This is a genomic window from Nitratidesulfovibrio sp. (assembly GCF_040373385.1).
In the GTDB taxonomy this organism is placed as follows: domain Bacteria; phylum Desulfobacterota; class Desulfovibrionia; order Desulfovibrionales; family Desulfovibrionaceae; genus Cupidesulfovibrio.
This window is the reverse complement of the sequence record NZ_JBDXXH010000010.1, coordinates 86,651-108,074: the sequence shown is the minus strand read 5'-3', so window position 1 is coordinate 108,074 and position 21,424 is coordinate 86,651. Positions and strand designations below refer to the sequence as shown.

Annotated in this window: 18 protein-coding genes and 1 pseudogene; 6 read left to right on the top strand and 13 right to left on the bottom strand. The window is 65.9% G+C overall.

What is annotated here, in order from left to right; translation table 11 throughout:
• The first annotated feature begins 129 nt into the window (after positions 1-129).
• Complete coding sequence (locus ABWO17_RS15150; RefSeq protein WP_353119967.1) at positions 130-1,164, top strand: HD-GYP domain-containing protein; 1,035 nt, start codon at positions 130-132, stop codon at positions 1,162-1,164.
• 243 nt (positions 1,165-1,407) lie between these two features.
• On the opposite strand, the gene ABWO17_RS15145 is transcribed toward ABWO17_RS15150, so the two are convergent.
• The gene (locus tag ABWO17_RS15145; RefSeq protein ID WP_007522922.1) at positions 1,408-1,905 is read right to left on the bottom strand and encodes a CBS domain-containing protein; all 498 of its coding nucleotides are present in this window, start codon (positions 1,903-1,905) and stop codon (positions 1,408-1,410) included.
• Between the two features lie 550 nt (positions 1,906-2,455).
• Positions 2,456-3,715 carry an HD domain-containing protein gene (locus tag ABWO17_RS15140; RefSeq protein WP_353119965.1) on the bottom strand — a complete coding sequence of 420 codons (1,260 nt, stop codon included), beginning with the start codon at positions 3,713-3,715 and terminating at the stop codon, positions 2,456-2,458.
• A 510-nt stretch (positions 3,716-4,225) separates the two neighbouring features.
• Here ABWO17_RS15140 and rplM point away from each other — a divergent pair.
• From rplM to ABWO17_RS15115, 5 genes are all read left to right on the top strand, one after another.
• Positions 4,226-4,660: a 50S ribosomal protein L13 gene (gene rplM, locus ABWO17_RS15135; protein WP_353119963.1), complete on the top strand. Its 435-nt coding sequence runs from the start codon at positions 4,226-4,228 to the stop codon at positions 4,658-4,660.
• Between the two features lie 22 nt (positions 4,661-4,682).
• The gene (gene rpsI, locus ABWO17_RS15130) at positions 4,683-5,075 is read left to right on the top strand and encodes a 30S ribosomal protein S9 (RefSeq protein WP_007522928.1); all 393 of its coding nucleotides are present in this window, start codon (positions 4,683-4,685) and stop codon (positions 5,073-5,075) included.
• 299 nt (positions 5,076-5,374) lie between these two features.
• Positions 5,375-5,932 (top strand): homoserine kinase, encoded by a 558-nt coding sequence (gene thrB / locus ABWO17_RS15125; protein WP_353120061.1) that lies wholly within the window; start codon positions 5,375-5,377, stop codon positions 5,930-5,932.
• Positions 5,932-6,663: a hypothetical protein gene (locus tag ABWO17_RS15120; RefSeq protein WP_353119961.1), complete on the top strand. Its 732-nt coding sequence runs from the start codon at positions 5,932-5,934 to the stop codon at positions 6,661-6,663. The genes thrB and ABWO17_RS15120 overlap by 1 nt, the downstream gene beginning before the upstream one ends.
• Positions 6,664-6,784: 121 nt before the next feature.
• Positions 6,785-7,348 carry a hypothetical protein gene (locus tag ABWO17_RS15115; RefSeq protein ID WP_353119959.1) on the top strand — a complete coding sequence of 188 codons (564 nt, stop codon included), beginning with the start codon at positions 6,785-6,787 and terminating at the stop codon, positions 7,346-7,348.
• A 220-nt stretch (positions 7,349-7,568) separates the two neighbouring features.
• Here ABWO17_RS15115 and ABWO17_RS15110 read toward each other — a convergent pair whose 3' ends face one another.
• The 11 genes and pseudogenes from ABWO17_RS15110 to thrS form a co-directional block, all read right to left on the bottom strand.
• Positions 7,569-7,967 (bottom strand): Ros/MucR family transcriptional regulator, encoded by a 399-nt coding sequence (locus ABWO17_RS15110; protein ID WP_353119957.1) that lies wholly within the window; start codon positions 7,965-7,967, stop codon positions 7,569-7,571.
• A gap of 560 nt (positions 7,968-8,527) precedes the next feature.
• Positions 8,528-9,709, bottom strand: a complete 1,182-nt coding sequence (locus ABWO17_RS15105) for a phosphoglycerate kinase (protein ID WP_353119955.1) — start codon at positions 9,707-9,709, stop codon at positions 8,528-8,530.
• 425 nt (positions 9,710-10,134) lie between these two features.
• Positions 10,135-12,129, bottom strand: coding sequence for a transketolase (tkt, locus tag ABWO17_RS15100; RefSeq protein WP_353119953.1), 1,995 nt, complete (start codon positions 12,127-12,129; stop codon positions 10,135-10,137).
• 343 nt (positions 12,130-12,472) lie between these two features.
• Positions 12,473-13,132, bottom strand: a complete 660-nt coding sequence (gene rpe / locus ABWO17_RS15095) for a ribulose-phosphate 3-epimerase (protein ID WP_353119951.1) — start codon at positions 13,130-13,132, stop codon at positions 12,473-12,475.
• 632 nt (positions 13,133-13,764) lie between these two features.
• Positions 13,765-13,995: pseudogene (locus ABWO17_RS15090) on the bottom strand (MerR family transcriptional regulator); the annotation flags it as partial.
• A 69-nt stretch (positions 13,996-14,064) separates the two neighbouring features.
• Complete coding sequence (gene pheT, locus ABWO17_RS15085) at positions 14,065-16,473, bottom strand: phenylalanine--tRNA ligase subunit beta (RefSeq protein ID WP_353119949.1); 2,409 nt, start codon at positions 16,471-16,473, stop codon at positions 14,065-14,067.
• Positions 16,474-16,826: 353 nt separating this feature from the next.
• Positions 16,827-17,864, bottom strand: a complete 1,038-nt coding sequence (locus ABWO17_RS15080; RefSeq protein ID WP_353119947.1) for a phenylalanine--tRNA ligase subunit alpha — start codon at positions 17,862-17,864, stop codon at positions 16,827-16,829.
• Positions 17,865-17,885: 21 nt separating this feature from the next.
• The gene (gene rplT, locus ABWO17_RS15075; protein WP_007522954.1) at positions 17,886-18,239 is read right to left on the bottom strand and encodes a 50S ribosomal protein L20; all 354 of its coding nucleotides are present in this window, start codon (positions 18,237-18,239) and stop codon (positions 17,886-17,888) included.
• Between the two features lie 291 nt (positions 18,240-18,530).
• Positions 18,531-18,728, bottom strand: a complete 198-nt coding sequence (gene rpmI / locus ABWO17_RS15070) for a 50S ribosomal protein L35 (protein WP_007522955.1) — start codon at positions 18,726-18,728, stop codon at positions 18,531-18,533.
• Between the two features lie 217 nt (positions 18,729-18,945).
• Positions 18,946-19,476, bottom strand: coding sequence for a translation initiation factor IF-3 (infC, locus tag ABWO17_RS15065; RefSeq protein WP_012612127.1), 531 nt, complete (start codon positions 19,474-19,476; stop codon positions 18,946-18,948).
• A gap of 7 nt (positions 19,477-19,483) precedes the next feature.
• Positions 19,484-21,418 (bottom strand): threonine--tRNA ligase, encoded by a 1,935-nt coding sequence (gene thrS, locus ABWO17_RS15060; protein ID WP_353119945.1) that lies wholly within the window; start codon positions 21,416-21,418, stop codon positions 19,484-19,486.
• Positions 21,419-21,424 lie beyond the last annotated feature (6 nt).

Here is a 21,424-nt window from a genome sequence, read left to right as displayed (position 1 = left end):
CCCATGCAGCAACGGCCCGAACGGGCCGGAACCCCATGACAGGCAGAACGGGCAGAGCGGGCAGGACGCCACGACATCAGCCGCGCTTGCCACGCGGACCACGCGAGCACCACAAGGGAGCTACCCACGGTGAAGGCAACCATCCCCGACAATATTTCCGAGGAATACTACCAGATCAGTACGGAGATATTGTCGAGCTTTCCCAAATACCGTCCCCCGGTAGACCTGTTTCGCTTCCGGGAAGACCTGGCCCAGTTGCAGCCGTACACCCGCAAGGGCGCACGGCTTACCAACGAGCAGGTGGAAGAGGTGCAGCGCATGTGCGAGGCGGGCGACCTGTTCGTCTCGCGCTCTGACCACCCCATCTATTCGCAGCACATCGTGCACCAACTGGACCTGGTACTGGTGGACAAGAACCTGAAGGAAGGCGAAGTCGCCGACATCTTCCAGCAGGCCCTGACCCTGCGGGTGAACGCATTCATCGACCAGCCCGTGAAGCCGGTGTTCGAGGTGCTGTACCGCGACGTGATGGTGCTGACCGAATACCTGTGGCAGGACAAGCACCGGGTGAAGCAGTTCATGCGCCGCCTGCACCGCGAGCATTCGCTGGCCAAGCATTCGCTGAACACCCTTTCGGTGGGGCTGTGGCTGCTGGTTACTTCCATGGGCGACAACCTGAAGCGCCGCGACCTGGACCGGTCGGCGCTGGCCCTCCTGCTGCACGACCTGGGCATGGCCAAGGTGCCCGCGTTCATCCTGTCCAAGACAACCCCGCTGAAACCCGACGAAAAGGACAAGATCCCCCTGCATCCGCTGGTGGGGGCCAAGATCATGCACAAGATGGGGCTGGCCTTCGACGAATTGCGCCAGTGCACCCTGGAGCATCACGAGCGGCTGGACGGTTCCGGCTACCCGCAGAAACTCAAGGGCGAGCAGATCAGCCGACTGGGCCGCATCTGTGCCGTGGCCGATTCGTTCTCCGCCATGATCAGCACGCGCCCCTACGCCCCGGCCAAGGAACTGGTGCCCGCCGTGCAGGAACTGGCGGCGGACAAGGTGCGCTACGACGCGCGCTATACCACGCTGCTGCTCAACGCGCTGGTGACCAACGCCTTCGGCACCACCGGCAAGCCCAAGGCCGACGCCCCCCCGGCCAAGGGGTAAGGGGAACGCCCCACCCGGAAAAGACACCCCAGGCCCGGCTGCCCTCAGGCCGGGGAAAGACGGCGATCACACAGTACTCGGCACGGCACGCGCCCTTTTCCGCCTTCTTCACGCCCCCCACACGACGCAAACGGGCCGCCCCCTTCCGGGAGCGGCCCTTTTGCGTCGGCATGAACACATCGGCAAAGGTCGGGGCATGGGGCGCGCGGGGATGGCCCCGGCAGCCCGCCGCCGACACGGACGTTAGGCGCGGCTGATGATTTCGCCGCTGATCTCGCGGAACACGTCGTTGATCATGATGACGCCCAGCACCTTGCCCGCCTCGGTGACCACGGCATAGCTGCGGCCCTTCTTCACGAAGCTCTCCAGCACCACCAGCAGCGGGTCGTCGGGGGCCACCTGGGTCATGTCGCGGTCCATGACGTCGCGCACCTTGGTGGAACCGGCCACCTTGCAGGCATTGCGGTAGATGCGGTCGAAGCCGTCCTCCTCTATGCCGCGCAGAGAGCCGCTGCGCAGCAGCGAATCTTCCATGAAGCGCACGGTGTCCCACACGGAAAGCGCACCGCGCAGCATGTCGCGCTCGTCATACACCAGGGCGCACAGGCAACCCGCCCCGCCCCCGCCGTCGGGCCCCACGCAGGAGCTCAGCTTGCGCATGGCCTCGGCCAGCGAATCGTCCTCGCGCAGCTTGGGGAATTCTTCCCGTACGATGTCCCAGGCACGCTTTCGCAACAGCATCGGCACTCTCCTCGCAGTGTGTTCATGGACATCAGGCCGACCGGAGCATCAGCGGAGCATTCGCGAAGTTTCCGGGGCCGCTCCGGCCTCTCGACGGAATCAGGCCGGGATGGGGCATGGCGTCATCGTTATCAAAACTCGCCCCGCTTGTCTTCTCTTTCACAAGCCCTGCGGAAGGATGCGGGACGGGAACACCGTCACATTACTCCATCCGGCGTGGCTTCATGCCGCAAGTCAGGAGAAGCCGGGACTATACCGGGCGAGCAGGTGGTATCGGCGCAAGAGCGCAGTTTGGCTTCTGCCGAAGAAAAACACGGTTTGATGGACCATAAAGGGACGCACCGGCCAAGCCAACGCTACAGGCGAGGCCTGTGCAGGTGGGGATATACCCCGGCACGCGCCGGACGGTTGCGGCACAGGAGGGAATTTTGGACTCTGCCGAGGAAAACCGCAGTTTCATGGAGGGAGTGTACGTTTGTGGTACTCGACCGGAATGAAACTGCGGTTTGACGACAGCAGAGTTCAAAAGGGCCCCTGTGCCGCAACCGTCCTAGTCGAAGTCGGCAAAAAGCGCCCCCACATGCAACGGCCCCAGCGTCACCCGGCGATACTCGCCGCGCAGCCGGGCAATGGCTTCCTGCAGGTGGCTCGACGTCACCCCGTTGCGGACCGAGGTGTGCGCCTCGATGAACGCGGCAAGGGTATCGCAGGCCTTCACCAGGCGACCGTCCTTGGGGTCCAGCGCGTCGAGGTTGCAGGTGGCCTGCAACTCCTCGAAGGTCACCTTGCGGATCATGTCCGGGGTGCCGTCGGTGCCAGGTTCGCGCACGGTCTCGTCGAATTCGGACCCCGTGGCCAGCCCCAGGAAATAGCCCAGGCGGCTGGCCACGTCGCCATAGCCCGCCTTGTCCAGCAGCGAGAACACCCGTTCCTGCATTTCCTGCTCTTCGTACTGCCGGATGAGTTCGGGCAGCTGCTTCACGGAACGCTTCACCGGCGAGATGATGTCGCGGGTCAGCACTTCAGGCAGGTCGTGGAACAGGCCGCAGAAAAAGTTGTTCAGCCGCCGCGCGGGGCACGCGCCCACGGCGATGCTGAAGAAATAGGCGTAGCAGGCCACGATGAACATGTGCCCGATGACCGAGGTTTCGGGAATGCGGGGGGTCTGCGACCAACGCTTCTGAAAGCGCAACTGACCGCAAAGATTTGCAAAACGCCCCAGTGCGTTGCTGGAGCCGCCGATGAGTTCGGGCACCCCGGCCAGGTCTGCCATGGCGGTCAGGCGGGTCTGGAACGAGCCGTCGATTTCCGGCATTTCGTCGTCGAACCCGTTCAGCGGCTTGATGAGGTTGAATTCCCAGCCGCTGGCGTAGAGATGTGCGGCGGTCAGGATGCGGTCGGCCAGGGTGTTCTTTTCGCGGCGGCGGATGTACGTCAGCAGCCGCTGCCAGAAGTCCTCGTCCAGCGGACGCACGATGTGTTCCAGTTCGTCCGCCACCCACTCGGTGAGCTCGCGGTAGTGGGCCTCGTTCTCTTTTATGCGATAGAACACCGGCGGCTTGATGTCGGTGATGACCAGGCGGTAGAAATAGTCGAACAGTCCGCCTTCCACCACTTCCGCGCCAAGGCGCAGTCGTTCTTCGGCGGGCAGGTTGCGGGTGTTCAGTTGCAGCAGCAGCCACGCAACGATCATCTTGTGGGCCTGCTTGTCCACCTCCATCAGTTCCACGGGCCGCAGCTTGTCGTTCCACCGCTTCATGTACGCACCGGAAAAAACGAACTGGAGCAGGCTCTTGCGAATGCTGGGCATGGGTCCTCCCGTGGGGGTTCAAGAAAATCTCTTGGCAATGTATGCGGTCGTGGTATAAAGCTCAAGAGTTTGAAGCGATACGCTTCGGGTTCACGCCACGGAAGCCAGCGGGAGGGTCCAAGCCAACCTTCCGGCCGAGTTCTTCCGGCGCCTGCCCGGTGCTGCCCCGCCCCGCCCGTCATTGGCGGTTTGCGGGGCCAGTTGTCCGCTCCCCAGGCCCGCCGCCCCGTTAGGCGCGCCAGTGGGAACCGAAGTGCGGACGACCGCCAAGCGAACCCCGCGTCACCGCGACATGCGCCAGGGACCGCCAGCATCACTGCCCGACCATGGGCTGACAAGGCACCCCCGGCCAGTCCGGTTCCGTCCGGTACGGCAAGCATCGCACGCATGATGCCACCCTGCGGGGGCGGCATCGTCCGTCGCGCGTTTCTACGCCCTTTTTCTATTGACAGAGGGCGGGGAACCCAATACATAGACCGTTCTTTCGAGCTCGCACAGGAGTACGCTCTGATGAAAACGTTCAGCCCCACGCCCGAGAACATCAACCGCGAATGGTTCGTGGTCGATGCCTCCGACCTGGTTCTCGGCCGCCTTGCCACCCAGATCACGCATCGCCTGCGTGGCAAGCACAAGCCCGAGTTCGCACCGCACATGGACAACGGCGACTTCATCGTCGTGGTCAACTGCGAAAAGATCAAGGTCACCGGCAACAAGCTTGCCGCCAAGAAATACTACCGTCACTCCGGGTATGTCGGCGGTCTTCACGAGATCACCCTCGAGAAGCTGCTCGCCTCCCATCCGGAACGCGTGCTGATGAACGCCGTGCGGGGCATGCTGCCCAAGAACCGGCTTGGCCGCGCCATGCTGAAGAAGCTCAAGGTCTACGCAGGCCCCGAGCATCCGCATGCCGCCCAGAACCCGCAGCCGCTCGCCATCCAGTACTAACCCGATCGAGCCGGAGAGAATCATGGCCAACGAATTCAACTACGGCACCGGTCGCCGCAAGACCGCCACGGCCCGTACCCGACTGTACGCCGGTTCCGGTCAAATCGTGGTGAACGGTCGCCCCTTCGAAGACTACTTCCCGCGCAAGTCGCTGCAAATGATCATCCGCCAGCCCCTGGTGCTGACCAAGAACGTCGAACGCTTCGACATCAAGGTCAACGTTTGCGGCGGCGGCGTGACCGGCCAGGCCGAAGCGGTGCGCCACGGCATTTCCCGCGCCCTGCTCGAAGTCGAGCCGGAACTGCGCGGTGCCCTGAAGCGCGCCGGGTTCCTGACCCGCGACGCCCGCAAGAAGGAACGCAAGAAGTACGGCCAGCGCGCTGCCCGCGCCCGGTACCAGTACTCCAAGCGTTAATCGCTTTCGCACGCTGCCTTTCGGGCAGGTCCGCTTCGGCGGGCCTGCCTTTTTGCATTTGCCCGGTAGCGCGCGACAAGCCAGCGCGTGGCCAGCGCATGGCCGGGGCAGCGCATCAACACGCGGCGCCCGGCGTACGCCACCTGCCTTTCCCGGCCACGCACCGCGCCGGTTGACACCGCATGCCGCAGCCGACTACACAGGCAGTCGCGCCGGGCCTGCGCCGCAAGGAATTTCCGGCCACCACGGCCCCGCGCATTCGTCCGGACAGCGCACAGGACATCGTCACAGGACTGAACATGACCACTCCCATCGCCCCCCTTCCGCTTGACCCCGCACGCATCGCACCCGACGGGTGCGTCAGCATCATCGGCATGGCCGGTGCCGGAAAGACCACCGTGGGCCGCGAACTGGCCCTTCAGCTTGGCTGGGCCCACGTGGATACCGACAACCTCATCGAGGCCACCTACGGCACCCGGCTGCAAGCCGTGGCCGATTCCATGGACAAGGAACGTTTCCTGGACGTGGAAGCGGGCGTCATCCGTCGCATCGGGGCGCGGCGCACCGTGCTGTCCACCGGGGGCAGCGTGGTCTATCGCCCCGAGGCCATGGCCCACCTGTCCGCGCTGGGGCCGCTGGTCTACCTTGACGTTTCCCTGCCGCTGATCCTGGAACGCATTGCCATGAACCCGGAACGGGGGCTGGCCATCGCGCCGGGGCAGACCATAGAGGACCTGTACAACGAGCGCATCGCACTGTACCGGCGCTACGCCAGCTTCACCGTGGCCGCCGACGCCCTGTCGCCCGGCGGTTGCGCCGCGCGCATCGTGGCCTGGCTGACCGGCGGGGAGGCATGATGTCCGGCCACAACCCCGCGCGCAAGCCTGCCCCCCTCGCGTCCGCGCGCATTGCCGCCGCACTGAACGCGGCTGGCCCTCCCCAGCCGGGCAAACCGACATCGAAGGGTGGCCGCAAGGGGCTTGGCGTCTTCGCCCGTCTGGCGGAACTGTACGCCGACATGGAACGGGCCTACGCGGAAACCGCCAGCGCCGCCGGGCTGACCTGCGCGGGCTGCGAGGACAACTGCTGCCTTACCCATTTCCAGCACCACACCCACGTGGAGTGGGCCTACCTGTGGAAGGGCATGCTGGCCCTGCCGGAGGTGCGCCGCGCCGAATACCTGCGCCGCGCCCGCGATGTGGTTGCCCAGTGCGAAGCCGCGCGGGCCGCCGGAGTGGTGCCGCGCGTGATGTGCCCCGTCAACGACGAGGGGCTGTGCGGCCTGTATGCCCACCGGCTGATGATCTGCCGCATGCACGGCACCCGCAACGTGCTGCTGCGTCCCGACGGGCAGCGCCAGGTGTTCCGCGGCTGCCACCGATTCTGCGGCCTGACCGACGGCCAGCCCGACGAGGCCGTGCCCACCCTGGACCGCACCCCCTTCTACCGGCGCCTGGCGGAACTGGAAATGGAGCACTGTGCCAAGGGCGCGGGCAAGGGCGGCGCCCCCCGGGTTTCCCCCCGCGTTTCCCCCCGGGTTTCCTTGACGCTGGCGGAAATGCTGGTCTATGGTCCGCCCAAGCCGTAAGGCCAGTTGGACGCATCACTTCGTGTCGGCCGCGATCCTCCACGCGGCAGGGCCCAGCCCGTTCGCCGCAGCGCATTCCCCTTGCGACGCAACCGCACGTCCCGCAACCGCCGGAGATGCCATGCCCGTGTTTTCCCCCCGCTCCCCGTTCCGCCCCGAATCCGGCCACGCCAAACGGCCCGAATTCCGCATGCTGACCGTGCTGGCCATGCTCTTGCTGTGCACCGGCCTGCTTGCAGGCTGCGCCAAGCAGACCGTGGGGCACCTTGCCCGTGCCCAGTTGCAGCCCGACACGCCGCAGACCGTCGCCATGCAGTACCTGCGCTTCACCTACCGCGTGGTACCCCTGCGCGAATCGGTGGGGGTACGCGGACAGGCCAGCCTTGCGCCCGGCGCCCTGCCCGCCTGGGCCAAGTGGTACGAGCAACTCACGGTGATGGTCTACCTCAGCGATGCCTCGGGCCGGGTGCTCGACGCCGAGGAATACGACTACCTGCCCCGCGCCGTGGGCGACGAGGGGGCCATCCCCTTCGAAACGCGCTTCTACCTCGACCCCGACGACCAGGGCCCGCTCTACGTCAGCTTCGGCTACCGCATGGTGGCCACGGAACACGCCCCCAAGCCCGACGGCACCGACGACGGCGGCCGCTCGCTCATCGTGGGCGAAGGCGCGCTGGACAACTGACCCCGGACATCCCGCCGTTCCCGCATGTTCTCCGAACCGCCCGCCAGGGCGGTTCCTTGTTTGCGGTGCGCGCGGGCCACGCCCAGGCGGGGCATCCCGAACAACGGCAAAGGCCGCCCTGCATCACGCAGGACGGCCTTTTTCCGTCGCGAATTCTCGGCGGTGCCGCCGCAACAAGCGGCCCTCCCGAGGCTGCCGGCACGCGGCCGGTGCCCCCCGCCTAGGAAGCGGGCTTGCGCCGCTTCTCCCAAAGCTTCATGTCCTTCATCTTCTTGCGGCGTTCGCGCTGCAACGCCTTGCACACCAGCGGGGTGTTCTTCTTGAGGCCCCACTTCTCGCGATAGGCGGCGGCGTCAATGCCGTGCGACGCAAGATGCTTGCGGGTAAGGATCTTGAACGACTTGCCGCATTCGAGGCAGGTGATGGACTTTTCCTTCACGGCCTTGCGCGGGTCGCCGCAGGCTTCGCACGCCTCTTCAGGCTCGGTTTCGCCAAGGCTGATGGCACGAATGCCATTGGCCAGCTTCTGTACCATGGAGGTGATCTCGTCCTCCGTCATGGTCCGTACACTGGCCTGCGCCTTTACGATTTCCAGGGCTTCCTTCAAAAAGTCATCCATAATGGACCTCCGCGGGAATTGAACGACGGGGCCGAAGCGACGACACCGAAACATCGGCACCAGTCACGGCACATCGCCGCTCTTACATCCGCAACTACAGCAAGTCAACAACAGCGTAGCGGAAAACCCCAAACAGGAACGCAAAATGAACGCAGCGCCACGCACCCCTGCTGCACGCTGCGAGGAAAACCTGCGTCAGTGGCCGCTTCCCCCCGGTCCTGCCCAGGGCAGCACGCACACCGCACACACGTTGCGAAACACGTTGCGACAACGTATCGGCAATGCTCGCGATGCCGATGCAACGTAACGGCCATGGGCTTTTCTTCCGCGCGCCCTTCCCGTCCCCGGGCCGTGCATGTCCGCATCCTAAAGGTGCGGAGCGTCGGCTGAACGTCCACGCCACGGCCCATGCATTGGCGCGGCGTGAAACGTCAACGGCGCGCCCCGTTGCCGATGGCCCAGGCCACCATGGCAACGGAAGCGCGCCGCGTGAAACACATGACGCAAGCCGGTGCACCCGCGCAATTGCCCGCATGTACCAGCGCTGCATCCTGCCGTTGCTAGCCCTTGCCGGAACGTTCCTCAAGCACGGCCACGGCGGGCAGGGTCTTGCCTTCCAGAAATTCCAGAAAGGCACCGCCGCCGGTGGACATGTACGAAATGCGATCCACCACGCCGTACTTCTCGATGGCGGCCACGGTATCCCCGCCGCCCGCCAGCGAAAACGCCGGACTGTCGGCCACGGCCATGCACAGGGCCTTGGTGCCCTGGCCGAACTGCTCCACCTCGAAGGCGCCCACCGGACCGTTCCAGACGATGGTGCCCGCCTGCATCAGAATGTCGCGGTACAGCCTTGCCGTTTCGGGACCGATGTCCAGGATCATCTCGTCCGGCTTCACTTCGGAAACCTTGCGCACCGTTGCCGGGGCGGATTCCGCGAATTCCGGCCCCACCACCACGTCCACCGGCACGGGAATCTCGCCCCCGGCGGCCTTGGCGGCGGCCATCAGGCGGGCGGCCTCGTCCACCAGATCCGGCTCGTACAGCGAACGGCCCACCTCGTACCCGGCGGCCTTGATGAAATTGTTGGCGATGCCGCCGCCCACGATGAGCCGGTCCACCTTTTTGGACAGCGTATCCAGCAGGGTCAGCTTGGTGGACACCTTGGAACCGCCGATGATGCCCACCATGGGCTTGGCCGGGGCGTCCAGCGCGCGGGACAGGGCATCCAGTTCCGCCGCCAGCAGGGGCCCGGCGCAGGCCACCTTGGCGAAGCGCACGGCGGCGTGGGTGGAGGCCTGGGCGCGATGCGCCGCGCCGAAGGCGTCCATGACGAAGATGTCGCACAGAGCGGCCAGCTTGCGGCCCAGGGCCTCGTCGTCCTTCTTTTCGCCCTTCAGGAAGCGCACGTTCTCGCACAGCACGCACTGGCCTTCCGCCACCTCGATACCGTCGATGTAGTCGCGCACCAGCGGCACGGGAAAGCCCAGGGCCCTGGACAGATGTTCGGCCACCGGGGCCAGCGAGAAGGCGGGGTCGAACTCGCCTTCCGTGGGGCGGCCCAGATGCGACACCAGCAGCACGCGGGCACCGGCCTTGAGGGCCATTTGGAGGGAGGGCAGCGCCGCGCGGATGCGCTTGTCGCTGGTCACCTTGCCATCCTTCAGGGGCACGTTGAGGTCTTCACGCAGGAGGACGCGCTTACCCTTCAGATCAAGGTCGGTCATCTTCAGTACGGCCATGGATATACCTCTGCTGCTCGATTTGCTTGATTTGGTTGACAAAAGAAAAGGCGCGAACGTGGCATTTGCATCCTACCACGTTCGCGCCCGGTGTCCAGACTGGGGGGCGGGGCCGTACTGCGCTTGTCCTGCGCGTCCACGGTACGCCATCGTCCCACTTGGCAATACTGCCACAAGAGGGATTTTTGTCTGTGCCAAGGAAGAACGCCTTTTTATGGAGGGAGCGTGCCGCAGCCGTTACGCGAGCGCTTGCGCGAGTGTTACGGATGGGGACAGCAGCGCACTCTTCTCGTACGTGACCGGAATAAAAAGGCGTTCTGACCGCTCTGCGCTCGATGCCCGTAGGGCTCGCACGCTCGCCCAACGGGCACGCTTCGCGCCCTTCGGGTCGGTCAGGCAGAGGCAAAAAGCCCCTTGTGGAGTCCTTAGATCAGGGACTCCACCGCTTCAATGACCTTCCCGGCGGTAATGCCGAAGTATTCGAACAGCACCTTGCCGGGGGCCGATTCGCCAAAGCCGGTCATGCCCACGGCCTTGCCGTCCAGGCCCAGGTACTTCCACCAGCCGTCCACGGCGGCGGCTTCCACGGCCACGCGCGCACGCACGGCGGACGGCAGCACCGATTCACGATACGCGGCGTCCTGGCGATCGAACTGGGTGGACGACGGCATGGACACCACGCGCACCTTGCGGCCCCTGGCGGCCAGCGCATCGGCGGCGGCAAGGGCCAACTGCACTTCGGAGCCGGTGGCCATGATGAGGGCTTCCGGGGTGCCCGCGCAGTCGCGCAGCACGTAGCCGCCGCGCGCGATGTTGGCGAGCTGCTCGGCGGTGCGTTCCACGAAGGGCACGTCCTGCCGGGTCAGCGAGATGCAGGTGGGGCCGGTGGCGCATTCGGCGGCGAACTTCCACGCGGACAGGGTTTCCACGGTGTCGCAGGGGCGCCACACCTGCACGTTGGGGGTAAGGCGCAGACCGGCCAGTTGTTCCACCGGCTGGTGGGTGGGGCCGTCTTCGCCCACGCCGATGGAATCGTGCGTGAGCACCCAGACCACCCGCGCGCCCATCAGCGCGGACAGGCGGATGGCGTTCTTGGCGTAGTCGGAGAAGATCAGGAAGGTGCCCGCGTAGGGCAGGAACCCGCCATGCAGGGCCATGCCGTTCATGATGGCGCCCATGGCGAATTCGCGCACGCCGTAGGAGATGTAGTTGCCGGACCAGTCACCGGGGGTGACCAGCTTGGACGTCTTGTGCCAGGTACCCACGGAACCGGTAAGGTCCGCCGAGCCGCCGATCATTTCCGGCAGCAGCGGGGCCACGGCGTTCAGGGCGTTGCGCGAGGCGATGCGGGTGGCCAGGGTTTCCTTTGCCCCATCGGTGGCGGCAAGCGCGGCGGCCACGCCCGCCTGCCAGTCGGCGGGCAGGTTGCCCGCCATGCGGCGCTCGAATTCGGCGGCCAGTTCGGGATGGGCGGCGCGGTAGCGGGCGAACAGGTCGTTCCAGGCGGCCTCGGCGGCGGTGCCGCGCGGACGGGCGTCCCAACCGGCATAGATGTCCGCCGGAATCTCGAAGGGCGGATGCGGCCAGTTCATGCCTTCGCGCGCGGCGGCGATTTCGGCGGCGCCCAGGGGCGAGCCGTGGCAGTTGTGGCTGCCCGCCTTGGTGGGCGCACCCTGGCCGATGCAGGTCTTGCAGCAGATCAGGCTGGGCTTGCCGGGCACCGCACGGGCGGCCTTGAGCGCGGCGGCGATGGCCTCGCCGTCGTGGCCGTCCACGTTGCGCACCACGTGCCAGCCGTAGGCCTCGAAACGGGCCGGGGTGTCGTCGGCGAACCACCCGGCGATGTCGCCGTCGATGGAAATGCCGTTATCGTCATAAAAGGCGGTCAGCTTGCCGAGGCCCAGGGTGCCCGCAAGCGAACACGCCTCGTGCGAGATGCCTTCCATCATGCAGCCGTCGCCCAGGAACACGTACGTGGCATGGTCCACCACGTCGTAGCCGGGGCGGTTGAACTGCTGGGCCATGAGCCGTTCGGCCATGGCCATGCCCACGGCGGTGGCAATGCCCTGCCCCAGCGGACCGGTGGTGGTCTCCACGCCGGGGGTGACGGAGTATTCTGGGTGGCCGGGGGTCTTGGAATGCAGCTGCCGGAAGTTGCGGATGTCGTCCATGCTGACATCGTAGCCGGAAAGGTGCAGCAGCGAGTACATGAGCATGGAGCCGTGCCCGTTGGAAAGCACGAAGCGGTCGCGGTCGGCCCATTTGGGATTGGCGGGGTTGTGCTTCAGGCAATCGTTCCAGAGCACTTCGGCGATGTCCGCCATGCCCATGGGCGCACCGGGGTGCCCGGACTTGGCCTTTTCCACGGCGTCCATGCTGAGCACGCGGATGGCGTTGGCGAGTTCCTTGCGAGACGGCATTGCAACCTCCAGCGGGGTTCTATGCGGCGGCGGGCGGGCGCCCTGCGCCGTTGGCTATGCAGCGGTACGGCGCGATGCGCCGGGAAATACACGGGGACGGGCGCGGCGCGCCCTGCCTGGACATCAATAGGATCAAACCTTCACTGGCCGGACGGCAGGTCCGCGAATCCGGCGAATACCGGCAGACCGTTCATCCATGCGGCGGCATTGGCCGCACACACGAGAGGTGGGCACTGCCCCTCGGCGGCGCCCACACCCGACTAGTCCGTTCCGCGCCATCTGGCAACGGGAAAATGACGCGAGCGAATGCGCTTGCAGCGCTCTCTGCCCGCCCCGGTCGCGCCTACAATACGGAATTCGCCGCCGCCTCGAACGCCTTCAACCGTTCGCCATAGGGCGGAAACTTGAAGAAGGCCGAGCCGGAAACCAGCACGTCTGCCCCGCTGCGCACCAGTTGCGCCGTGTTGGCGGGGTCCACCCCGCCATCCACCTGAATGAGCGTGGACAGGCCGCGCGCATTGATCATGGCGCGCAGCTCGCTGATCTTGCGGTAGCTGGCGGGCAGGAACGACTGGCCGCCAAAGCCGGGGTTCACGGTCATGACCAGCACCATGTCCGCGTCGTCCAGCACGTAGTCCAGCACCGAAAGCGGGGTGTGCGGGTTCAGGGCCACGCCGGACTTGACGCCCAGGCGGCGGATTTCGGCCAGGGCGCGCTGCACGTGGGGGGTCGCCTCTGCGTGCACGACCAGCATGTCCGCCCCGGCGTCCACGAATTCGTGCAGGTAGCGCTCCGGGCGTTCCACCATCAGGTGCACGTCGAAGAACAGGCGGCTCTGTTTCCGCAGATGTCCGATGACCGGCTGGCCATAGGTGATGTTGGGCACGAAGGTGCCGTCCATGACGTCCCAGTGTACCCAGGACAGCCCGGCGGCTTCCAGGGCGGCCAGTTCGTCGGCCAGACGGCCGAAGTCGGAGGACAGCAGCGAAGGGGAAAGGATCATGCGGTGCTCGTGGCGCGGATGCGCGGTTGCGGGAAACGGACCGGTGCGGATGGAGGCGTATGGTTCGGCCAATGACCATCCCATCACGCGACAGGCGAACAAAAATGGCGGAAGCGGCGGCAGGCAGACGGGGCGACGTCCGCCCCGGCAGAAGGATGGCGGTATCAGTCCGCGCCAGCCAGCAGGCGTCGCATGGCCTGCAGTTCCGCGATGATCTCGCGCACCGTTCCGGGTGCGGCGCCGCCGGATGCCGCGTCACCGGAACAGGCCGTGGCGGTGCCGCCATCAGCAGGCCCGGCCTGCGCGGCCTGTGGAGCGGCCTGCCCGCCTCGGGCGTTTGCGGGCGCGGAGTTGCCGTCATCGGGCAGCAGCAGCCCGTGCAGGTACTGGTCCCACGCCTGCACGCGCGAGGCGGCGGCGGACAGGGGGTGGCCCGGCGGGCCGGAAAGGTCGTCGTCGACATCGGGTTCGGCATCCGCGTCGGCGTCGGCGGAAGCATCGTCATGGCCCGGCGCACCGCCCAGTGCCATGTCGTCCGGGTCGTCATCACCGAAGCCGACCAGTCCGCCCATGCCGCCCACCGCCGCATCCGGCATGTCGGGCGCACCGGGCATGCCGACGCCGGACGAAGCCCCGCGCTCGGCCAGCATGCGGCGCGCGCCTTCTATGGTCAGCCCGCGCTCGTGCAGCAGCAGACGGATGCGCCGCAGCAGGGCCAGGTCCGCCTCGGTATAGAGGCGCTGGCCCTTTTCGGTGCGCAACGGAACCAGCTGGGGAAACTCCGTTTCCCAGAACCTGAGGACATAGGTCTTCAGGTTCAGCAGCGACGCCGCCTCGCCTATCCGGTATGTCCGCTCCGCCATGCCGTCTCCCGTTTCACTGTCCGTGCGCCCGCACGAACCGCGCGGGCACGCGGCGCTCCCCGCCGAACCCTAGAGCCGGATGGGAAGTGCCTGCTGGAGCGAACTTGCCACTTTCTCGCGTTCCTTGTCCACTTCGGCGTCCTTCAGGGTGCGCCCGGCATGGCGGAAGGTCATGCGGAAGGTCAGGTTGCGCTCTTCGCGGTCTTCGGGGGCGAACACGTCAATGAGTTCGATGCCTTCCAGCAGCGGCAGCCGCATTCCCCGCACATGGTCCAGCACCGCGCCGGCCTGCAGCGCGGCAGGCGCCATGACCGTGATGTCGCGCCGCACCGGCGGATACACCGGCAGCGCGGCAAAGCGCACCGTCACCGCGTCGTGCAACTGGCGCGCCGCATCAAGGTCGATGTCGGCCAGCCACACGTCCTTGCGGGCATGGTAGGCGTCGGCGAGGTCGGGCCTTACCCGGCCCATGACGCCCAGCGCCTTGCCCTGTACCGTCACGGTGACGCACGGGGCCAGGAAGGGGTGCGGCGCATCGGCCACCGCGCAGCACGGCTGCCCCAGGTGCAGGAAGGCCGCGAAGTGTTCCACCACGCCCTTGAGGTCCTGGTAATCGGCGTCGGCTTCCGGGTTGGGCCACGCGCTGTCGTGGCGCGCGCCGTACATCAGGATGCCCAGGCGCCCACGTTCGCAGGCAGTGGTCTCCGACCCGGCGTCCGCCGTGAAGATACGCGCCAGTTCGAACAGCCGCAGCCCCGCGTTGCCCTGCGCGATGTTGTGGCGCAGGTTGTTCAGAAGGCCGGGGGCCAGCGCCGTGCGCAACACGTTCTGGTCTTCCGACAGCGGGTTCATGATCGGGATGCGCCCCTCGGCGGGCAGGCCCAGATGGTCCAGATCCTTCTGGCCCACGAAGCTGTAGTTGATGGCTTCGTTAAGGCCGAGGCCGCGGCCCCACCCCTTGATACGCCTCCAGAAATCGTACTCGGACTCGGGCGCGCCCGCCTGGTCCAGCGGACGCATGACCTTGGGCAGCACGGGGGGGATGGCGTCCAGCCCGTACACGCGGCCCACTTCCTCGATCAGGTCGGCCTCGCGCTCGAAGTCCAGGCGGTGGCTGGGGCCGGAAACCTTCCAGTCGGCGGCGTCCGTCTTGTCCAGCACGCAGCCGAGGCTGGTCAGGGTGTCGGCGCAGAAGCCGTCGCCGATGGTGTCCTCGCCCATGCCCAGCAGCATGCGGGCGCGCGCCGGGCGGAAGCGCAACGCGGGGCTGGTCCACGGACGCGGTTCCGCCTTGCACACGCCGGGGCGCAGCCGCGCACCGGAAAGTTCGGCCATCATCTGCACGGCGCGGTGCAGGGCAAAGAGCGAACCCGGCTGGTCCAGCCCGCGCTCCATGCGATACGCCGCCTCGCTGGACAGGCCCAACCGGCGCGAGGTGCGGCGGATGGTGCCGGGGCGGAACACGGCGCTTTCCAGCAGCACGCGGGTGGTGACGTCGGAAACCTCGGTATTGGCGCCGCCCATGACACCCGCCAGGGCCACGGGCTTCACCCCGTCGCGGATCAGCAGGTCGCCGGGGGTCAGCACGCGATCCTGCCCGTCCAGGGTCACGATGCGCTCGCCCGCCACCGCCGGGGATACCACGATGCGCCCGCCTTCCAGCAGGTCCAGGTCGAAGGCGTGCAGGGGCTGGCCCAGCTCCATCATCACGTAGTTGGAAGCATCCACGATGTTGGAGATGGGGCGCACGCCGATGGCGGTAAGGCGATGGCGGATGCGCGCCGGGCTCTTGCCCACCCGCACGTTTTCAAGGATGCGCCCCTGATAGACCGGGCACAGGGCCGGGTCGGGAATGTCGATGGCCACCTCGCCGGAGCAGTCCGGGCCGTCTTCCATCAGGTTCAGGCGGGGCAGGGTCAGCGGCAGGCCGAAGCCCAGGGCCACTTCGCGCGCAAGGCCCAGCACCGAAAGGCAGTCGGCGCGGTTGGGCGTGATGGAGATGTCGCACACCTCCATGTCCAGTTGCAGTTCGTCCACCAGCAGCCTGCCCACCGTGAAGTGCTCCGGCAGGACCATGATGCCTTCATGGTCGTCGCTGAGGCCCAGCTCGCGCTCGGAGCAGATCATGCCGTGCGAGGGCTGGCCGCGCAGCTTGGCCTTCTTGATGACCAGGCCGCCCGGCATGGTGGTGCCCACCAGGGCCACCGGCACCTTCTGACCGGCAGCCACGTTGGGCGCGCCGCACACGATGTCCAGCAGCTCGCCCTGGCCCGCATCGACCTTGCACACCGACAGCTTGTCGGCCTCCGGGTGCTTGGCGCGCTCCACCACGTGGCCCACCACGATGGTACGGATGGCGTCGAACGGGCGGCGGATTTCCTCCAGTTCAAGGCCGAGCATGGTCAGACGGTCGCCGAGTTGTTCGGCGGTGCCTTCGAAGGGAACGAATTCGCGCAGCCAGGCAAGGGACAGCAGCATGGGGCTACTCCATGAGAAAGTTTGCGAAGGGGCGGGGTCGTCAGGCGTTTTTTACGCCTCCGGCGGGCAGGATGGCAGCCGTTAGGCGAGCTCGCGAGCCTTACGGATGGCGATCGCAACGCGGACGCTGTCCCCTGCACCCCTTCCGAACGAGGCAGGTTGCCCCGCAGAAGCATTCAAAAAACAGTGTTCATGACAGCAACCGCCCCGGATGAGGGATTTCGTTCGCTGGCAAGAAGGGCAAGCCTTGGCCGAGGCGAGCGTACTTTTCCTGTACGTGACTCTCGCGCAACAGGGGCACAAGGCGCAGCCCGACGCCGCCAGCGGGCGAAAGACCCATCCGGGGTCAGTGGCTACCTGAACTGCGACAGGAACCGCACATCATTCTCGAAGAACATGCGCAGGTCGCCGATGCCGTACTTGAGCATGGCCACGCGTTCGACGCCGAGGCCGAAGGCGAAGCCGGTGTATTCTTCGGGATCATAGCCCACGGCGGTGAACACGGCGGGGTCCACCATGCCGCAGCCCAGGATCTCGACCCAGCCGGTGGTCTTGCACACCCGGCAGGGTTCGTTGCCCACGTGCCCCTTGCCACCGCAGATGCAGCACGAGATGTCCACCTCGGCGCTGGGCTCGGTGAAGGGGAAGAAGCTGGGGCGGAAGCGGACCCGGGTATCGCCGCCGAACACGGTGCGCAGGAACGACGTGAGCGTGCCGCGCAGGTCGGCCATGCTCACGCCCTTGTCCACCATCAGGCCTTCGATCTGGTGGAACATGGGGGTGTGCGTGATGTCCGAGTCGCGGCGATAGACCTTGCCGGGGGCGATGATGGCCACCGGGGGCTTGCGCGCCAGCATGGTGCGCACCTGCAACGGCGAGGTGTGGGTGCGCATCAGGATGGACTCGGTGACGTACAGGGTATCCTGCATGTCGCGCGCCGGGTGTTCGGCGGGCATGTTCAGCGCTTCGAAGTTGTAGTGGTCCATCTCCACTTCCGGCCCGGTCACGATGTCGTAACCAAGCCCCCGGAACACGGAGCAGATTTCCTCCATGACCAGGGTATCGGGGTGGAGCGAGCCACGCCACGGCGCGCGGCCGGGCAGGGTCGGGTCGAAGCGGGAAAGCGCGGCGGCCTCGCTGGCGGCTTCGAGGGCGGTCTTGCGGCCTTCGAAGCGTTCGGTGAGCGCCATTTTGACGCCGTTGGCGGCCTGCCCCAGGCGGGGCCGGTCTTGCGGCGAAAGTTCGGGCAGGCGGCCCATGATCTGCGCAAGACGCCCCTTGCGGCCAAGGAAGGCGACACGCAGTTCCTCAAGCTCCGTCAACGACGAAGCCTGGTCCAGGCCTCTTTCGAGTTCCGGGACCAGGCTTTCCAGTTCCTTGAGAAGGTCCATGCGTAGAGACCCCGTGGGGGGTTAGTTGAGTTTCGAGGCGGCGAGTTGCGCCAGCTTCGCGAAATCTTCCTTCTCGCGCACGGCAAGGTCGGCAAGCACCTTGCGGTTCAGGGAGATGCCGGCAAGGGTGAGGCCGTGCATGAACTTGCTGTACGACAGACCGTGCATGCGGGCACCAGCGTTGATACGCAGGATCCACAGCTTGCGGAATTCGCGCTTCTTCACCTTGCGGTCGCGGAACGCGTACATCCACGAACGTTCAACGGCCTCGCGGGCGGTGCGGTACAGCTTGCTGCGGCCGCCACGAAAACCCTTGGCCGCGTCCAGATACTTCTTGTGACGCCTGTGTGAGGCGAGACCTCTCTTCACGCGCATGGAATACCTCCATCGTGATCTTGACTCCGCGAGGCGAGAGACCGGGCCAGCGGAGCGGATAATGTAAAGTGCGGGAGATGCGCCCTCCCCTTTGCGGGGCTGGGCTGCCTTTCCGGGCGCTGGCCCGGCAAAGGCAATAACGCCGGACATGGGCGGCATTCAGGGAAATTTCGTTCTCCGGCAAGGAGGACGAACCTTTTGCGAAGGGAGTGTACTCTTTGGTACTCGACCGGAGCAAAAGGCGAGTCCGACGCAGCCGGAGGGCGAAAGGACCTGAATGGCGTCTATGTCCTAGGCGTAGGGCATCATCCGGCGCACGGCCTTTTCATTGGTGCTGTCCACGGTGGCGGACTGGCCGAGGCGCATGCGGCGCTTGGCATTCTTCTTCGTGAGGATGTGGCGCAGGTTCTGCTTGCGGCGCTTGAACTTGCCGCTGCCGGTCACGGAGAAGCGCTTGGCGGCGGAACGCCGGGTCTTCATCTTGGGCATTGGATACTCCTTGCCGTTCTCTGCTCGCGCCGAAGCCGCCAAGGCGGCGACGGACACATGACGAAGCCCCCCGCGCAAGGCGGAGGACCCGGTTTACCTTCTCAAGGACTGGATCGTCGAAAATTCCCGGTCGGTTGCAGCGGCGCAAGCGACCGCACCCCCGGCGAGAGGGGGCATAATGCGATAAAAACGCGCCGGAAGCAAGGGCCGATGCGGCCTATTTCTTCGGCAGCGGAGCGAGCATCATGAACAGGGTGCGGCCTTCGGCGCGGGCCTCCTGGTCCATCTTGGCGATGTCCTTGGTATCCTCGACGATACGGTCGAGAATGGACTGGCCGCGATCCTTGTGGACGATTTCGCGTCCGCGGAAGAAGACGGTGACCTTGCAGCGGTCGCCTTCCTCGATGAAGCGGCGGATGTGCCTGACCTTGGTGTCGTAGTCATGGTCATCCGTCTTGGGCCGGACCTTGATTTCCTTGATCTGGATCACGGTCTGGTTCTTCTTCGCCTCGGCCTTCTTCTTCTGCTGCTCGTACTTGAAGCGCCCGTAGTCCATCACGCGGCACACGGGCGGATCGGCCGTGGCGGCCACCTCGACGAGGTCGAGGCCCAGCTCCTTGGCGTGCGCGATGGCGTCGTTGCGCGACAAAATGCCGAGTTGTTCGCCGTCCGCTCCGATGACCCGCACTTCGCGGGCACGGACCTGTTCATTGCGCCGCACGGTGTCCTGCGGGATATCGCGGCGCATCCTGTTGTTAGGAGAAGCTATAGCTCATTCCTCCACGTTTGAACGGTTCCTGGCAGTCCGCCTTGATCATTTCCGCCACTTCGGCAAGGGTCTTGAGGCCAAGGTTTTCGCCACTGCGCAACCGCACGTTGACGCCCCCGGCCTCCACTTCCTTGTCCCCCACCACGAGGATGTAAGGGATCTTTTCCAACTGGGCTTCGCGGACCTTGTAGCCCAGCTTTTCGTTGCGCGTATCGGCCTCTACCCGAAGGCCGGCGGCCGCAAGCTGGTCACGCGCACCCATGGCGAAGTCGTTCTGGGCGTCGGTGACGGTCAGAAGGCGCGCCTGAACGGGGACGATCCACGTGGGAAAGGCCCCGGCAAAATGTTCTGTAAGCACGCCTATGAAGCGTTCGAGCGAACCCAGGATGGCCCTGTGGACCATGACCGGGCGATGGCGCTCGCCATCCTGCCCGATGTACACCAAGTCGAATCGGTCAGGCAAGGTGAAATCGACCTGGATCGTGGACAGCTGCCACTCGCGGCCAATGGCGTCCGTGACCTTGATGTCGATCTTGGGGCCATAGAAGGCGCCGTCACCCTCGTTGATGGTATACGCAAGCCCCGCCGTGGCCACCGCGCCGATGAGCGCGTTGGTGGCGCGGTCCCAGTCCTCGTCCGAGCCGATGGACTTTTCCGGCCGGGTGGAGATGACGATGCGGTAGTCGAACCCGAACAGGCCCATCAGGTCGCGCACAAGGCCGATGACGCCGATGATTTCGGCTTCCAGCTGGTCGGGGCGGCACAGGATGTGGGCATCGTCCTGGGTGAACTGGCGCACGCGCAAAAGGCCGTGCAGCACGCCCGATTTTTCGTGGCGGTGCACCACGCCCAGCTCGAACATGCGGCGCGGCAGGTCGCGGTAGCTGCGCAGGTGGCTCTTGTAGATGAGCATGTGCGAGACGCAGTTCATGGGCTTCACGCCATAGGCGTTGTCGTCGATGACAGTGAAGTACATGTTTTCGCGGTAATTTTCGTAGTGGCCCGACTTTTCCCACACCTCGCGGCGCAGAAGCTGCGGCCCCTGCACCAGTTCATACCCGCGCTTCAGGTGTTCCTTGCGCAGGAAGTCCTCGAGGATGGTGCGCAGCAGCATGCCCTTGGGATGCCAGTAGACCATGCCGGGGGCGACATCCTCGTGGAAGGCGAACAGATCCAGCTGCTGGCCCAGCTTGCGGTGGTCGCGGCGCTTGGCCTCTTCGATCTGGTGCAGGTAATCCTTCAGGGCCTTGGGATCGGCGAAGGCAGTGCCGTACACGCGCGAAAGCATGCGGTTCTTCTCGTCGCCGCGCCAGTAGGCCCCGGCCACGGACAACAGCTTGAACGCCTTAACGAAGCTGGTATCGGGAATGTGCGGGCCGCGACACAGGTCCACGAAGTCGCCGCTGCGGTACACGGACACCGTGTCTGCCGGAATGTCGCGCACGATCTCGACCTTGTAGGTCTCTCCCATACCCTCGAACAGGGCCACGGCCTCGTCCTTGGTCATTTCGGTGCGCGAGAAGGGATGCGCGGCAGCCACGATCTTCTGCATTTCCGCCTCGATGGCTTCGAGGTCGTCCACGGAGAAGGGGCGCTCGTAGTCGAAATCGTAGTAGAACCCGGTGTCGATGGCGGGGCCGATGGTCACCTTGACGCCGGGAAACAGCTTCTGCACCGCTTCCGCCATGATGTGCGCGGCGGAGTGGCGGATGAGCTCGATGCCTTCCGGCGAATCGGCGAAGACCGGTTCGATGGTGGTGGTGTCGGCGGGCACGGTGGCGGTAAGGTCGAGCGGGGTGCCGTTGCAGCGGCAGGCTACGACATTCTTGAATTTCTTCCCGCTCAGGGCGCCCTTGAGGGCGTCACGGCAGGAGACGCCGGACTGCACGTCGAACACCTGTCCTTCGATGGTCACGTTCACGCCGAA

Bases quoted from the DNA above. Each gene is read 5' to 3' on its own strand.
- ABWO17_RS15140 (WP_353119965.1), bottom strand. From the start codon at position 3,715: ATGCCCAGCATTCGCAAGAGCCTGCTCCAGTTCGTTTTTTCCGGTGCG.
- tkt (WP_353119953.1), bottom strand. From the start codon at position 12,129: ATGCCGTCTCGCAAGGAACTCGCCAACGCCATCCGCGTGCTCAGCATG.
- ABWO17_RS15120 (WP_353119961.1), top strand. From the start codon at position 5,932: ATGTCCGGCCACAACCCCGCGCGCAAGCCTGCCCCCCTCGCGTCCGCG.
- pheT (WP_353119949.1), bottom strand. From the start codon at position 16,473: ATGCTGCTGTCCCTTGCCTGGCTGCGCGAATTCGTTCCCTTCGAAGGC.
- rpmI (WP_007522955.1), bottom strand. From the start codon at position 18,728: ATGCCCAAGATGAAGACCCGGCGTTCCGCCGCCAAGCGCTTCTCCGTG.
- ABWO17_RS15080 (WP_353119947.1), bottom strand. From the start codon at position 17,864: ATGGACCTTCTCAAGGAACTGGAAAGCCTGGTCCCGGAACTCGAAAGA.
- rplM (WP_353119963.1), top strand. From the start codon at position 4,226: ATGAAAACGTTCAGCCCCACGCCCGAGAACATCAACCGCGAATGGTTC.
- ABWO17_RS15110 (WP_353119957.1), bottom strand. From the start codon at position 7,967: ATGGATGACTTTTTGAAGGAAGCCCTGGAAATCGTAAAGGCGCAGGCC.
- thrB (WP_353120061.1), top strand. From the start codon at position 5,375: ATGACCACTCCCATCGCCCCCCTTCCGCTTGACCCCGCACGCATCGCA.
- infC (WP_012612127.1), bottom strand. From the start codon at position 19,476: ATGCGCCGCGATATCCCGCAGGACACCGTGCGGCGCAATGAACAGGTC.
- rplT (WP_007522954.1), bottom strand. From the start codon at position 18,239: ATGCGCGTGAAGAGAGGTCTCGCCTCACACAGGCGTCACAAGAAGTAT.
- rpe (WP_353119951.1), bottom strand. From the start codon at position 13,132: ATGATCCTTTCCCCTTCGCTGCTGTCCTCCGACTTCGGCCGTCTGGCC.
- rpsI (WP_007522928.1), top strand. From the start codon at position 4,683: ATGGCCAACGAATTCAACTACGGCACCGGTCGCCGCAAGACCGCCACG.
- ABWO17_RS15145 (WP_007522922.1), bottom strand. From the start codon at position 1,905: ATGCTGTTGCGAAAGCGTGCCTGGGACATCGTACGGGAAGAATTCCCC.
- ABWO17_RS15105 (WP_353119955.1), bottom strand. From the start codon at position 9,709: ATGGCCGTACTGAAGATGACCGACCTTGATCTGAAGGGTAAGCGCGTC.
- ABWO17_RS15115 (WP_353119959.1), top strand. From the start codon at position 6,785: ATGCCCGTGTTTTCCCCCCGCTCCCCGTTCCGCCCCGAATCCGGCCAC.